At 76.1% G+C, this 13,202-nt stretch carries 12 protein-coding genes; 5 read left to right on the forward strand and 7 right to left on the reverse strand.

What is annotated here, in order from left to right; translation table 11 throughout:
- Window positions 1-117: 117 nt before the first annotated feature.
- The 4 genes from AB0H75_RS11705 to AB0H75_RS11720 all read right to left on the reverse strand — a co-directional run bounded on the left by AB0H75_RS11705 (window position 118) and on the right by AB0H75_RS11720 (window position 6,852).
- Entirely contained in the window at window positions 118-1,323 is a 1,206-nt protein-coding gene (locus tag AB0H75_RS11705; RefSeq protein ID WP_367794424.1) for a Cmx/CmrA family chloramphenicol efflux MFS transporter, read from the reverse strand.
- A gap of 443 nt (window positions 1,324-1,766) precedes the next feature.
- Entirely contained in the window at window positions 1,767-2,648 is an 882-nt protein-coding gene (locus AB0H75_RS11710) for a hypothetical protein (protein ID WP_367794427.1), read from the reverse strand.
- Between the two features lie 22 nt (window positions 2,649-2,670).
- Window positions 2,671-6,597 carry a WD40 repeat domain-containing serine/threonine protein kinase gene (locus AB0H75_RS11715; RefSeq protein ID WP_367794430.1) on the reverse strand — a complete coding sequence of 1,309 codons (3,927 nt, stop codon included), beginning with the start codon at window positions 6,595-6,597 and terminating at the stop codon, window positions 2,671-2,673.
- A gap of 75 nt (window positions 6,598-6,672) precedes the next feature.
- On the reverse strand, window positions 6,673-6,852 hold the full coding sequence (locus AB0H75_RS11720) for a hypothetical protein (RefSeq protein ID WP_367794434.1): 180 nt from the start codon (window positions 6,850-6,852) through the stop codon (window positions 6,673-6,675).
- 98 nt (window positions 6,853-6,950) lie between these two features.
- Here AB0H75_RS11720 and AB0H75_RS11725 point away from each other — a divergent pair, with 98 nt between their 5' ends.
- The 4 genes from AB0H75_RS11725 to AB0H75_RS11740 all read left to right on the forward strand — a co-directional run bounded on the left by AB0H75_RS11725 (window position 6,951) and on the right by AB0H75_RS11740 (window position 10,120).
- Window positions 6,951-7,400, forward strand: a complete 450-nt coding sequence (locus AB0H75_RS11725) for a MarR family winged helix-turn-helix transcriptional regulator (RefSeq protein ID WP_367794437.1) — start codon at window positions 6,951-6,953, stop codon at window positions 7,398-7,400.
- A gap of 95 nt (window positions 7,401-7,495) precedes the next feature.
- A complete protein-coding gene (locus AB0H75_RS11730; protein ID WP_367794440.1) occupies window positions 7,496-8,221 on the forward strand; it encodes a LuxR C-terminal-related transcriptional regulator in 726 nt (241 codons plus the stop codon).
- A 116-nt stretch (window positions 8,222-8,337) separates the two neighbouring features.
- The gene (locus AB0H75_RS11735; RefSeq protein ID WP_367794443.1) at window positions 8,338-9,009 is read left to right on the forward strand and encodes a hypothetical protein; all 672 of its coding nucleotides are present in this window, start codon (window positions 8,338-8,340) and stop codon (window positions 9,007-9,009) included.
- A gap of 130 nt (window positions 9,010-9,139) precedes the next feature.
- A complete protein-coding gene (locus AB0H75_RS11740; protein WP_367794446.1) occupies window positions 9,140-10,120 on the forward strand; it encodes a C40 family peptidase in 981 nt (326 codons plus the stop codon).
- Window positions 10,121-10,146: 26 nt separating this feature from the next.
- Here AB0H75_RS11740 and AB0H75_RS11745 read toward each other — a convergent pair whose 3' ends face one another.
- From AB0H75_RS11745 to lepB, 3 genes are read right to left on the reverse strand one after another with little or no spacing between them, the layout of a single operon-like run.
- The gene (locus AB0H75_RS11745; RefSeq protein WP_367794448.1) at window positions 10,147-10,725 is read right to left on the reverse strand and encodes a TetR/AcrR family transcriptional regulator; all 579 of its coding nucleotides are present in this window, start codon (window positions 10,723-10,725) and stop codon (window positions 10,147-10,149) included.
- Complete coding sequence (locus AB0H75_RS11750) at window positions 10,722-11,513, reverse strand: SDR family NAD(P)-dependent oxidoreductase (RefSeq protein ID WP_367794450.1); 792 nt, start codon at window positions 11,511-11,513, stop codon at window positions 10,722-10,724. The genes AB0H75_RS11745 and AB0H75_RS11750 overlap by 4 nt, the downstream gene beginning before the upstream one ends.
- Window positions 11,514-11,558: 45 nt before the next feature.
- Window positions 11,559-12,092: a signal peptidase I gene (lepB, locus tag AB0H75_RS11755; RefSeq protein WP_367794452.1), complete on the reverse strand. Its 534-nt coding sequence runs from the start codon at window positions 12,090-12,092 to the stop codon at window positions 11,559-11,561.
- Window positions 12,093-12,218: 126 nt separating this feature from the next.
- On the opposite strand from lepB, the gene AB0H75_RS11760 reads away from it, so the two are divergent.
- Window positions 12,219-13,190 carry a glycosyltransferase family 2 protein gene (locus AB0H75_RS11760; RefSeq protein WP_367794454.1) on the forward strand — a complete coding sequence of 324 codons (972 nt, stop codon included), beginning with the start codon at window positions 12,219-12,221 and terminating at the stop codon, window positions 13,188-13,190.
- Window positions 13,191-13,202: the final 12 nt, after the last annotated feature.

Consider the following 13,202-nt stretch of genomic DNA (forward strand, 5'->3'; position numbering starts at 1 on the left):
TCTTAGGGGACAGCACCTGATCCTCGCACCAACCAGGAACGACATCCGATGTATCGACCCCAGCACGGGCCGATGAGCGGGTCCCGCCCATCGGCCCGTACTCCTTGCGGGCAGGTGTCACGGGCCGGCCGGGGTCTCTCCGGCCGGGGTTCCTCCGGGGGCGTGGAGCAGGCGCCGGGCCGGGCGGGTGAGGAGTGCGACGGCGAGGGCGGTCGCCACCAGGAGGGCGCTGACCCAAGGGGGTGAGCGGTGGCCGAGGTCCGCGGCGAGGGCGAGGCCGCCGAGGGCCGGGCCGGCCGTCGCGCCCACGTTGAGGGCCGCGGTGGCGAAGGAGCCGCCGAGCGAGGGTGCCGCGGACGCCGCGTACAGCGCCTGGGCGATCAGGGTCGAGCCGACGGCGAACGAGAGCGTCCCCTGCGCCAGGACGAGCAGGACGGCCGCCACCGGGCTGCCGGCCGTGGCGGCGAGCAGCGCCCAGCCGGCCAGCAGCGCGATCCCGCCCGCGACCAGGACGCGCGCCGGCCGGGTGTCCGACAGGCGGCCGGCGATGCTCACCCCGGCGAACGAGCCGATCCCGAACAGCGCCAGCACCACCGGCACCTGGCCCCCGGGCAGCCCGGAGACGCCGGTCACCAGCGGGGCCAGGTAGGTGAAGGTGCAGAAGGTGGCGGCGTTGACCAGGGCCGCCAGCAGCAGCACCACGAGCAGCCGCGTGTCCCGCAGCGCCCGCAGCTCCTCCCGCACCCCCGGCAGCCCCTCGCCGCCCGGGGCGGCCGGGGCGGTGTCGGGGATCGAGCGGAAGATCGCGTAGAGGGCCGGGAGGGAGACGAGGGCGACGGCCCAGAAGGCGGCGCGCCAGCCGAGCGCCTGCCCGAGCACCGCCCCTCCGGGCACGCCGGCGACGCACGCCAGCGTGACGCCGCCGAGCAGGACGGAGGTGGCCCGCCCCTTGGCGCCCGGCGGCACCATCGCGACCGCCGCCGCCAGGCCCACGGCGAGGAACCCGGCGTTGGCCAGCGCGGCGAGCACCCGCGTCAGCAGCAGCACCGCGAAGCTGGTGGTGACCGCGCCCGCGACGTGCACGAGCACGAACACGACCAGGAAGGCCAGCAGCGCCCGCCGGCGCGGCAGGCGCATCCCGGCGATCGCCGTCAGCGGCGCGCCGACGACCATTCCGGCGGCGAACGCGGAGGTCAGCGCGCCGGCGGCGGAGAGGGACACGCCGAGGTCGCGGGCGATGTCCGGGATGAGGCCGGACAGCATGAATTCAGAGGTTCCCTGGGCGAAGACGGCCAGCCCGAGGATGTACAGGGCGAAAGGCATGAGAGGCGACTCCACGGCCACGTCGAGAGGATCAACGGATCGGTCGGAACGACGGGACGGTGATCCGGTGGCGTGGAACGGGCCGCGCGAGCGCGCGAAGGCGCGGGCGAGGCACGCGGCACTAGGCGTGGGGCACTAGGCGTGGGGCGCTAGGCACGGAGAGGCGCCGGTGACGGCGGCACGCGTCACGACTGGGCACGCGTCACGACTGAACGTGTCGTACGTGTCGTACGCGGCGGGCCGCCGGAAAGGCGGGCACGAGGGCTTGAGCGCGCGAACCGGTCAGGGCGCGCGCCGGGTCAGCCCCGGTGCTGCCGGGTCAGGAGGACACCTCGGAGAGCCACCGGATGACCGGTGGCCGGCGTCTTGACGCCTCGGGGCCGGAAGACATGATCACACCCTAGTGAACGCCCGGCCCCGCCGTCCAACCGGTTTCGCCCGGCTCAGGGATAACTCCTGGTGCTGTGCGAGGAGCCGTAGCCGTGGCCGGCGAAGAAGTCGGCGCGCCAGACGCCGCCACTGCGCGGCGTGATGACGGTGAACCGCCCGGAGGGGTTGCCGGTGCTGTGGTCGGTGACCGAGACGCCGCCCTTGGAGACCGTCACCGCGAGATCGTCGAGCTTGGTGTGCCCGTTCCTGGTGCGCAGGATGCCGGAGTGCTTGAGCCGGTCGTCCGGGTAGGGGCTGATCGTGTACTTGTAGATCTCGGTGCCGGTGAGGGCGCGCGCGACGCGCGGCCTGCTCCGCGAGCCGATGAACCTGTCGTCGCCGTCCAGCTCGCCGCGCCACTCGCCGTCCTCCAGCGCCTGTGCGAGGGTGCTGAACGCGCCGTCCTCGCGGGTCAGGACCTGGGTGACGGTGTGCCAGCCGCACTCGTCCGCGCCGCGGAAGGCGATGCGGACGATCACCCCGGCCAGCGGCACCCACCTGTCGCCGCTCTCGACCTCCACCGTGCCCAGGACGGCCAGCCGCTCGCCGGGCGACACCTCGCGCGGCCGCAGCTCGAACGAGGCGAACCGGGTCCGCGGCTTCGACCCCGCCCGCTCGACCCGGAACTCCTCGACCACCGACGCGGCCCCGTCCGTCACCTCGGCCCGCCAGCGCCCGGCCGGCGCGCCCGGCTCGAAGACGTGCTGGGCCCGCCAGTCGCACGGCCCCTGCGCGGCGGCCAGGTCGAGCTCCACCGGCGGCCCGTCCGGCGGGTGCAGCAGCCCCCGGGCCTCCGGCAGCCCGAACGCCACCAGGAACGTCACCTCCACCGGCGCGTCGCCCATGACGACGGGGTCGGGCACGATCTCGATGGATCCACCGGTGACACACGGCATCGTCCTGCTCCTTCGCTCGCGTTCAACAGACCTGGCGGTACGGCGTCCACGGGATCAGCCGGGCCCACGCCTGCGGGGCCAGCGTGGCGCCGGCCCTGGCGCACACCTCCCGGACCAGCAGGCCGGGGTCGAGCGGGTGGACGCCCAGCCGGCCGTCGCCGCCGGCGCTGTACAGCAGGCGGCCGTCCCGGCTGAAGGCGAGCGCCAGCACGGCGCCCTGGTGCTGGGGCACCGGCAGCCCCAGCTGGACGGCGCGGGCCACGTCCCACAGCCACACCTTGCCGTGCGCGCCGGCGGCGGCCAGGGTGCGGCCGTCCGGGGAGAAGGCGAGGGCGTCGATCTGCTCGCCCTCCTCCGCGCCGACCGGCAGCCGCCGCAGCGGCCGGGTGCCCGCCCACAACGTGACGCCCTCCGTGGTGGCGCCGGTGGCGAGCAGCCCGCCGTCCGGGCTGTAGGCGAGCGCCCGGACGCCGTCCGCGGCGGTGAAGGGGGCCTCGGCGGCGCGGCCGGAGCGCAGGTCGAGCAGGGCGTTGTCCCTGCCGTTGACCGCCAGCGCGCCGCCGTCGGGGCGGAAGGCCATCCGGGCGCCGCCCGCGTGCGGCAGGACGGCGGCCCGCCGGCCGGTCGCCACGTCCCAGCGCTCGGCGGGGCCCCGGCCGCGCGCGGCGCTCTGCGGGGAGACCACCAGCGTGCGGCCGTCCGGGCTGAAGGCCAGCCCCTCGATCTCGTCGGCGCCGCGGACGCCGAAGGCACGCGGCCTCCCGCCGGGGGTCAGGGTGTCCCACAGGGTGACGGTGGCCGGGTAGGACGTGCCGATCGCCAGGGTGCGGCCGTCCGGGCTGTAGGCGAGCGTGGCCGGGCCGGCGCCGGCGGACGCGGCGAGGCGGGCGACGCGGCGGCGGGCGGCGACGTCCCACAGCTCGGCCGCGCCGCCGCGCCACAGCGCCAGGGTCCGGGCGCCGGGGGCGATCGTGGCCGCCTCGGGGTCGCGGGCCAGCGGCGGGGGCGCGGCGAGGTCCAGGACGGCGGCCGTCCCGTCCGTCCTGAGGGCGACCAGCGTGCGGGCGCCGGGGCCGAAGGCGAGGGCGGCGGGCGGGCGCGGCATCGGCCACGCCAGGAGCGGGTCGTCGCGGTCCGGCGACCAGAGGGCGACGTCCGTGCCGTCGTAGGTGGCCAGGCGGTGGCCGTCCGGGCTGAAGGCCAGGACGCGGGCGCGGGCGGGGAGCCGCCGCGGCCACGCGGGAGCGGCCGGGGCGGCCGGGGCTCGGCCCGCTGCCAGGGCGGGCGGGCTGCTGACGTGTACGGCGGCGCCGCTGGTCACGGCCAGGGAGCCCCGGGTGAAGGCGACCGCCTGGCCGGGTGCGCGGGCCAGGCGGTGCCGGCGGTCCCACAGCTCGTACCGGCCGGCCGAGACGGGCACGGCCAGGTGCCGTCCGTCCGGCGCGAACGCGACCTCCAGCGCCTCGGGAACGTCCAGCGGGAGCGGCTCGGGGACGGGCGCCGCCAGGTCCCAGGCCCGGGCCCGCCCCTCGGGGGTGACCGCGCCGAGCAGGCGCCCGCCGGGCCCGAAGCCCAGCCACTCCGCGCCGCTCGTCGTGATCGCGCCGGCCGGGCGGGCCGACGGGACGTCCCAGAGGCGGATGGAGCGCCCGTCGCCGACGGCGAGCGTCCTGCCGTCGGCACTCAGGGCCAGGGCGTGCGCCGGCCCGCCGACCCCGGGCAGCGCCACCACCGCCGCCGTCGCCGTCCCGGTCGCTGGCGTCGTCCCGGTCGTGGGTGGGGCGGGCAGGCGCCAGACGGTCGCGGAGTCCCGGTCGGCGACGGCCAGGGTGCGGCCGTCGCCGCTCAGGGCGAAGCGGGCGTTCCCGCTCGCCCGCACCGGCGGCGCGAACGTGCGCAGCTCCCGCTGGGCGAGCGAGCTGTGCAGCGCCGCCACGGCCTGGGGTACGGGGGCCACCCGCCAGGCGGCCACGCTCAGCAGCATCGCGGTGACCGGGTCGTCGGCGCGCGTCGCCGCGGCGAGCTGGGCGATCCTGGCCGCGGCCGCCTCGTCGCGCTGCCGGGAGCCCGTCCGGCCCTGGGCGACGGCGACGGCGGTGGCCGCGAGGGCGAGGGCCAGCAGCGCGGCCATGCCGCCCGCGGTGCGCCGGCGCCGCCTGACCCGGGTACGGCTCCGCGCCGCCGACGCCGCCAGGAACGCGCCCTCCAGCGAGTTCGGCCGCAGCAGGCCGCTGCCGGTGTCGGCCCAGGTCAGGGCTTCGCGCAGGGCCGTGCCCCGGTACAGGTCGTCCGGGTCGCGGCCGTGGTCGTCCCACAGGCGGGCGGCCGCGCCCAGGGGGCCGTGCACGGCCAGGGCCGGCCGTTCGGCCTCGATCCAGCCGCGCAGCCGGGGCCAGGCACGCAGCAGGCCCGCGCCGGCCAGCGTCACCACGTCGTCGCGCCGTACCAGCAGGCCCCCGCCCGCGAAGCCCTGGAGCACCCGCTCCACGGCGCGCGGGTCGGTGGCGGGGTCGGCCAGCTCGTGCACGTACGCGGTGCGCAGCGCGCCGTCGGCGCCCTCGCCCGGCAGCACGAGGCGCAGCAGGACGCGCGGCACGACCTGCCGGTCCTGCGGGGCCAGCTCGGTGTAGACCTGCTCGGCCAGCTCGGCGGGCGAGGGCTCGGCGGGCACCGCGGGCCGGGCCAGGGTGGCGGCGGTCCTGCTGCCCAGGAGGAGCAGCCGGTCGGTGCCGTCCCAGAGGTGGCCGTGGGAGCGGAGGCCGGGGCCGTCGTCCTCGGGCCGGTCGGGATCGTCGCCCACGGGCCGGTCGGGGGCCTCGTCCTGGGGACGGTCGGGGTTCTCTGGCCGGTCGAGGGCGGGGTCGGTGCGGAGGGCGGGGAGGGGCTGCGGGGCGGGTGTGCCCGGTTCGTCCCCGCGGAGGGCGGGCGCGCGCCCCGCCAGGGCCTCGGCCCGCAGGAACGGGAACTCCCGCGTCCCGGACGCGTCGCCGCCGCCGTGTCCGCCGCCGTGTCCGCCGCCGTGTCCGCCGTCGTGTCCGCCGCCGTCGCCGCCGGGCGGCGCGGAGCGCGCGAGGAGTTCGGGTCTGGCCAGCCCGTCCGGCGTGAGCATGGTCTCGGGGAGCAGCCGTTTGGGCGCCCAGCCGCCGGCCAGCCGGAGCAGCAGCGTCACGGCGTCCGGCCGGGCCTCGGCCCGCAGGGACAGCGCGGCCTCCACCAGCTCTCTCAGGGGCTGCCGGCGGACGGCGGAGAAGTCGGGCCGGCGGTTCAGCACCCGGTAGCGCACCAGGGTCACGTCGTTGCCGCTGTCGCCGGCGAAGGGCGAGTGCCCGCTGGCCGCGAACAGCACCACGGCGCCCCATGCCCACACGTCCACGGCCGTCCCGCCGCGCCGGCCGGCCAACCGCTCCGGCGCCATGTACGCGGGCGTCCCGGCGGCGGCGCGGCCCTCGTTCGTCAGGGTCATGTCGCCGGCGCGGGCGATCCCGAAGTCGATCAGCCGCGGCCCGTCCGGGCCGAGCAGCACGTTGTCGGGCTTGAGGTCGCGGTGCACGATGCCGACCCGGTGGATGCCGGCCAGCGCGGTGGCCAGGCCGACCGCCAGCCGGTGCAGCGAGTCGTCGTCGAGCGGGCCGCCGTCGCGCACGGCCCGGCGCAGGTCGGGGCCTTCGACGTACTCGCTGACGATGTACGGCGGCACCGCGTCCAGGTCGGCCTCAAGGATGCGCGCCGTGCAGAACGGCGCCGCCCGCCGCGCCGCCTGGACCTCCTTGGCGAAGCGGGCCCGCATGTCCTCCTGGTCCAGGAACTCGTCCCGCAACGCCTTGATCGCGACGCGCCGCCCCGCGCGGTCGTACCCCTCGTAGACGACCCCCTGCCCGCCCGCTCCGAGACGCCTGGCCAGCCAGTAGTCCCCGAGCTGCCGCGGGTCCCCCGGTAGAAGGAGCCCCATGGCGCCCGCCATCCCCACACCTGTCGAAGCCTCGTCCTGTGCAGAGGGCGGAGGGGGGTCTTCTGATACGGGCCGTCAGGAGGAGAAGTGCATCACGATGCCGAGGCCGACGAAGTGCATGAGCACCACGGCGACGATGAGCGCCACGAAGACGAACTTGGCCGGGCCGTGCTCGAAGTGCTTGCCCTCCTTCAGCGGCGGGAGCTTGGCCTGGCGCTCGGCGATGCGCTCCTCGATCGGCTTGCGGTGAAACACGGCGGTCCTTCCCGGCGGTTCGTTTGCGTACTCATATTTTGCGGGCTAATACTTTGTACACAAACTAATTTACCAGAGAGCACCGGAGGTGCCTCACGATGGAGACTGTGACAGAGGCGACAGATCCCCTCGCGCTGGAGCGGCAGGTGTGCTTCGCCCTCAGCGTCGCCTCGCGCAGCGTGATCGCCCTCTACCGGCCGCTGCTCCAGCCGATGGGGCTGACCCATCCCCAATACCTGGCCATGCTCGCCCTCTGGCAGCACGAGCCGCTGTCGGTCAAGAAGCTGGGGGAGCTGTTGCAGCTCGACCCCGGCACCCTGTCCCCGCTGCTCAAGCGGCTCGAAGCCCTGGGCTACGTGCAGCGCGAGCGCAACAGCAGGGACGAGCGCTCCCTGTCGGTGACCCTCACCCCCGAGGGCAGGCGGCTGCGTTCGGAGGCGGAGAAGATCCCGCCCGCCATCGTGTCCAGGCTCGGGATGAGCCTCGACGAGCTGCAGGAGCTGCACGGGGCGCTGACCCGGGTGATCGCCGCCGCCCAGCGCGGGTGAGCCGCGGCCCCGGACCCGGGGCGCCGTTGTCCTTATCATGTCGGTCTTTACCATGTCGGTGTCGCGATCCGGCTCGATGCCGAACGAGGAGAGGTGTGGACGAGAACGTGCCGCTGGACCAGCTGGCCCGACGGCTGGAGAGGGTGGTGAGCGAGCTGCGCGGCCTCCCCGTGGACGTCGAGCGGCTGGAGGACGGCGCCCTCGTCCAGCAGCGGATCGCGCAGGCCGTCGGCGCGGCCCGCGAGCTGCGCGCCATGCACCCGGTGGGCACGGCCGACCTCGGCCGGCAGGAGCAGCGCTCCCGGCGCGAGGTGCTCGACGCCCTGGAGCGCGGCATGGCGATGCGCACGATCGTGCACGCGAGCATCCTGGACGACCCGCGCAAGGCGGCCCGCATCCGGCAGTTGCACGCCGCCGGCGACCTGCACCGGGTCGTGGACGAGCCGATCCAGCAGTTGCTGATCTTCGACCGGACGGTGGCGTTCCTCCGGCTGACCCCGCTCCCCTACGCGCCCGGCGCGCTGATGATCCGGCACCAGAGCCTCATCGCCACGCTCATCGACCTGTTCGAGCAGACCTGGGCCAGGGCCAGGGAGGTCGGCGAGCCGGCGTACCGGCTGACCGCGCGCGAGCGCGAGGTGCTGGCGCTGATCGCCGAGGGTCGCTCCAACGGCGCGGTCGCCCGGGCGCTGTCGATCACGGAGGCCGCCGTCGGCAAGCACGTGGCCAGTGTGTTCGCCAAGCTGGAGATCCCGGCGGGCCCCGACGACAACCGGCGGGTGCTGGCGGTGCTCGCCTACCTGCGAGGGGCGGCCCGGTGAGCCGCGCCGGGCAGGGCCGGTGAGCCGCGCCGGGTAGGGATGGCCCTACCTCGATCTCGCCCTGTCCCCCGTGCGGCGGGTGCCCGCGGCGCCGTTGAATGGGCGCCATGCAACGCATGACCGGACTCCTCATCGGCGCGATCTTCGGCGCCGTCTTCGTCGTCGTCAACGCGCACGAGCCGCTGAACGGCGTGCTCGCCACCGTCCTGCGGGTGGCGGCCTGCCTGGCGGCCGCGGCCGTCGTCGCCCTGTGGCTCGCCGCCGCCCGCGAGCGACCGGCCGGGGCGGAGGAGGGCGACCAGGCGAGTGGCCAGGAGGGCGGCCGGGCGGACGGCCGGGCGAGCGGCCAGGAGGGCGGCCGGGCGGACGGCCGGGCGAGCGGCCAGGAGGGCGGCCAGGAGGGCGGCCGGGCGGACGGCCGGGCGGGCGGCCGGGCGGGCGGGGCCATGTACGGCCGCGGTTACCTGGCGGTGGTGGCGGCCGAGGCGGTGCTGCTGTTCGGCGGGCTGCGGGCGCTCGCCGCCTGGGGCGCCCCCGAGCAGGCCAACGTGGCCTGGATCGCCCTGGTGGTGGGCGGGCACTTCGTCGTGCTGGCGCCGATCTGGCGGAGCTGGGACATCGCCGTTCCCGGCGCGCTGCTGGCGGCGCTGGGGATCGCCGGCCTCGCGCTGGCCTGGACGCCGATGGCCCCCTGGGTGCCGCTCGTCAGCGGCGTGCTGTCGGGCGTGGTGCTGCTGGCCGGGTCCCTGACGATGGGCCGCCGGACGGTGTCCGCCCGGGCGGCGTGACCGCGGGCTCGCCGGCCATCGGCCGCCGGTACCGCTGAACGTCCTTCTCGCTTGAACGCCTCCGCCCCCGCCGGCGTACCTCCCTATGGGCCGCGCACCCCCGCAGGGAGATCGACGAGGAGGCTTCGTGGTGGCCGTGCCGACAGCGCTCGCGCGAATGGCGGTGGCGGTCGCGCTCGCCGCCGCCGCGGTGGCCGCCCAGCCGGGCGCCGCCCGCGCCGAGCCGACCCCCGCCCAGGCCAGGGCGCGACTGGTGAAGCTGAACGAGCGCGCCGACCAGCTCGTCGAGCAGTACAACCAGGCGACCGAGACCTACCGGAAGGCCAGGGCCAGGTACACCGCCCTCGACGTCGAGATCCGCCGCAAGGACGCCGCGACCGCCGAGCTGCGCCGCCAGGTCATGGCGGCCGTGGTCAGCGACTACCAGACCGGCCCCATCGACGGCTGGGCCAGGCTCGCGGGCCGGGGCAGCCCGGAGACGCTGCTGAGCGGCATGGCCACGCTCGACCAGCTCGCCCTGGCGCGGGCGGCGAGGCTGCGCGCCTACGAGGCCGCCACCGCCGACCTGCGCGAGCGGCACGCCCGGGCCAGGGCCGTCCTGGCCGAGGCGGGGTCGGCCCGCGACCGGGTACGCGACCGGCAGGCGAAGGTGGACAAGATGGTCGCCGAGCAGACGAAGCTCCTGCGCAGGCTGGGCACCTTCCGCACCGGCGACCCGGCCGGCTCGGGCATGACGTACGCGGGGCCGGCCTCCGGCAGCGCCCGCAAGGCGCTCGAGTTCGCCTTCGCCCAGGTCGGCAAGCCCTACCGGTACGGCGGCACCGGGCCGGACGCCTACGACTGCTCCGGCCTCGTCCAGGCCGCCTGGCGCGCCGCCGGCGTCGAGCTGCCCCGCACGACGTACACGCAGTGGAGCTGGGGCGCCGCCCGCCGCGTCCCGCTGGACGCCCTGCAACCCGGCGACCTGCTGTTCAGCAGGGGGCTCGGCCACATGGGCATGTACGCCGGCGACGGCCGGATGGTCCACGCCCCGCAGACCGGCGACGTCGTCAAGGTGGTCGACCTCGACGGCTACTGGCGTGGCCGGCTCGTCGGCGCGATCCGTCCCTGACGGCCCCCGCGCCCGCGACCAGGGGGTCAGGCGCTCAGCGAGCGCCAGATCCGCTCGGGCAGGACGCACGCCGCCTCGGCCAGGTCGATCTCCGGCGCGCCGGCCAGCCACCGCCTGGTCACCTCGGCCACCGGCCCGATCAGCAACATCTCCACCTGTGCCGCGGGCAGCGGCGCGACGCTCCCCGCCTCCATGTGGCGGCGGATCCAGCCGTTCAGCCGTTCCAGCCGCTCCGCCTTGTCCGCCGCGATCCGGCCGGCGTGCGGGCCGAGGTCGACCGCGTACGGGGCCGCGTGGATGAAGCGGGCCTTGTCCGGGTGCCCGGCGGCGAAGCCGAGGTAGGCGAGCACCGCCCGGCGCACGCCGTCGCGGGCGTCGGCGGCGCCCTCCACGGCGGTGACGAGCGTGTCGAGGAGCTCGGCCATGCACCGGCTGTACAGGGCGGCGGCCAGTCCCTCCAGGCTGCCGAAGTGGTGGTACAGGCTGCCCATGCTGACGCCGCTGCGGGCGGTCAGCGCCCTGAGGGTGAAGTCGCCTGGATGGAGCTCCAGGGCCGTGTCGAGGAGCCTGCCGATCGTCTCCGCGCTGCGGCCGTGCCGGGTCACCGGGCCGCCGTCAGGGCCTCGGCCTCGTCCCAGATGCGCGCGGCCAGCTCCCGGTCCCGGGCCGGGCCCTGCAGCGGGACCTCGCGGGCCTGGTCGAAGAAGCGGCCGCTGCCGGTGCCCGCCGCGAGGGCCGCGACGGACGCGGCGCCCTCCTCGGGCGTGGCCCACGTGCGCTTCACGGCCTTGAGCAGCCAGCCGAGCGGGCCGCGCCGGTCGCCCAGGCCGGTGCGGATCACGCCCGGGTGCACGGCGTCGATGGTGATGCCCGCCTCCCGCCAGCGCTCGGCGAACAGCGGGACGGTCAGCAGGTTGCACAGCTTGGTGTCGGCGTAGGTGCGTACGGCGGAGAAGTCCGCGCCCACGGCGGTGCGGCCCGGCTCGGCCCTGCCCTTGACGTAGAGGCCGGCGCTGACCTGCACCACCCGCCCGAGCCGGTCCTCCAGCAGGTGGTTGAGCAGGAACGGCGCCAGGTGGTTGACCGCGAAGGACTCCTCGACCCCGTCACCGGTCAGGACGCGGCGGTTCGGCCACAGCCCGGCGTTGTGGACGAGCACGTCGAGGCGCGGGCACCGGGAGCGCAGCTCCCCGGCCAGCCGCCGGACGGATGCCACGGTGGTGAGGTCACCGGTCACGGGCTCGACGTCCCCGGGCAGCTCGGCGGCGGCCCGCCGCCCGCGCTCCGGGTCGCGGGCGACCAGCAGCACCTTGTATCCGTCGGCGGCCAGGCGCGCGCACACCGCGCGCCCGATGCCGCGGTTGCCGCCGGTCACCACCGCGAGAGAGGCCATGCCAGAGCATTTTTCTGGAGAAATGCTCTAATTTCAAGGGTCGCGCTACGGCCGCGCCCAGTCCTCCACGACGGCGATGACGTCCGTGACGGCGATGGTGCCGCCGCCGGAGGCGTCCATGTGGGCGCGGGAGTCCAGGGCGACGGACCGGTTGTCGCTCATGACCCAGAGGCGGCCCTGGGGCACCTTGACGTCGAACCCCCTGGCGGAGACCGGGCCCGGCGCCAGGAACGTCTCCTTCCGCGGCACGTCGTTCACCTCCAGCAGCGCGCCGGGGTTGTCGCAGCACGCCACCCGGTCCCCCGGCGCGCCGACGACCCGCGAGACCTGCCAGCGGTCCGGGGAGTTGCCCTCCCAGTCCGCGGGCGGCCGGAAGACGACGATGTCGTCGCGGCGCGGGACGTAGTCGCCGTCGACGCGGCGCGTGTCCAGCTCGGCGTTCATCCTGATCGTCGGCTGCATGGACTCGCTCGGCATCGTGTAGGTGCCGTTGACGGCCTGGTCCAGGAGCCCGCAGCCGGTGGCCGGCAGCAGTAACAGGGGCAGGGAGAGCGCGGCGGCGAGGCGGTGACGGATCATCGTGGCATTCTCCATGAAACCGGCTGGAAAGCGCGCGCGGACCGGGGAGGCGATGCGGGATCATGGGGGTGGCCGGAGGCGTCGCCGTCCGGCGTCAGGACGATCCGTTCGCTGGGGGCCGCGACCGTGACGAGAGTTTCCCTGATCGTGCCGTGCTACAACGCCGCCAGGACGCTGCGCCTGTGCCTGGAGTCGGTGCTGGCCCAGACCCGCGTGCCCGACGAGATCGTGGTCGTGGACGACGCCAGCACCGACGGCTCCCCCGCCATCGCCGACGAGCTGGGCTGCCGGGTGGTGCGGCTGCCGAGCAACCGGGGCGTGTCGGCGGCCAGGAACGCCGGCGTCGCGAGCACCGCCGGCGAGGTGGTCTTCTTCCTCGACAGCGACGTGGCGCTGCGCCCCGACGCCGTGGCCGGCGCCCTGGCGATCCTGGAGGCCGATCCGGGCGTGGGCTGCGTCCACGGCGTCTACGACACCGAGCCGCTCATCGACGACGGCCCGGTGGAGTGGTACCGGCTGCTGCACCAGGTCCACTGGCGCAGCAGGCACGTGGGCGAGGTCAACAGCGTGGTGTTCGCGCTGGCGGCCGTCCGCAGGGAGGTGCTGGCCGCGGCGGGCGCGCTGGACGAGAGCCTGCGCGACTGCGAGGACGTCGAGTACAGCAGCCGCCTGGCCGTCCGCACCCGCATCGTGCTGTCCGACGCCGTGGTGGGCCGGCACGACGAGGGCCACCGGCTGCTGCCGGTCCTGGGCGAGCAGTGGCGGCGGGCGCTGCCGCTGATCCCGCTGGCGCTGGCCACCGCCAGGCGCGGCGCGGCCAAGCCGGAGAACGCCAACAGCCGGGCCGGCATCCTCGCCTGCGCGCTCGCCCTGGCCTGCCTGCCGCTGGCGCTGCTGTCCCCGGCGCTGCTGGCCGTGCCCCTCGCGCTGGTCGGGTGGTTCGTGGTGGCGGATCCGGGGTTGCTGCGGTTCGTGCACCGGCAGCGGGGGGCGGCCTTCACCGCCTACTTCATGGCCGTCCACCTGGCCGTGCACGTGGTGCTGGTGGCCGGGCTGGCGGTCGGCTCCCTGCGGGTGCTGCGCCCGGCCCGGGCCTGACCAAAGCCCGCC

Origin of the sequence: Nonomuraea sp. NPDC050783 (assembly GCF_040802095.1) — a bacterium.
GTDB lineage: Bacteria > Actinomycetota > Actinomycetes > Streptosporangiales > Streptosporangiaceae > Nonomuraea.

Coding starts and splice junctions, on each gene's coding strand:
- AB0H75_RS11710 (WP_367794427.1), bottom strand. CDS start 2,648: ATGCCGTGTGTCACCGGTGGATCCATCGAGATCGTGCCCGACCCCGTC.
- AB0H75_RS11715 (WP_367794430.1), bottom strand. CDS start 6,597: ATGGGGCTCCTTCTACCGGGGGACCCGCGGCAGCTCGGGGACTACTGG.
- lepB (WP_367794452.1), bottom strand. CDS start 12,092: ATGATCCGTCACCGCCTCGCCGCCGCGCTCTCCCTGCCCCTGTTACTG.
- AB0H75_RS11750 (WP_367794450.1), bottom strand. CDS start 11,513: ATGGCCTCTCTCGCGGTGGTGACCGGCGGCAACCGCGGCATCGGGCGC.
- AB0H75_RS11725 (WP_367794437.1), top strand. CDS start 6,951: ATGGAGACTGTGACAGAGGCGACAGATCCCCTCGCGCTGGAGCGGCAG.
- AB0H75_RS11705 (WP_367794424.1), bottom strand. CDS start 1,323: ATGCCTTTCGCCCTGTACATCCTCGGGCTGGCCGTCTTCGCCCAGGGA.
- AB0H75_RS11735 (WP_367794443.1), top strand. CDS start 8,338: ATGACCGGACTCCTCATCGGCGCGATCTTCGGCGCCGTCTTCGTCGTC.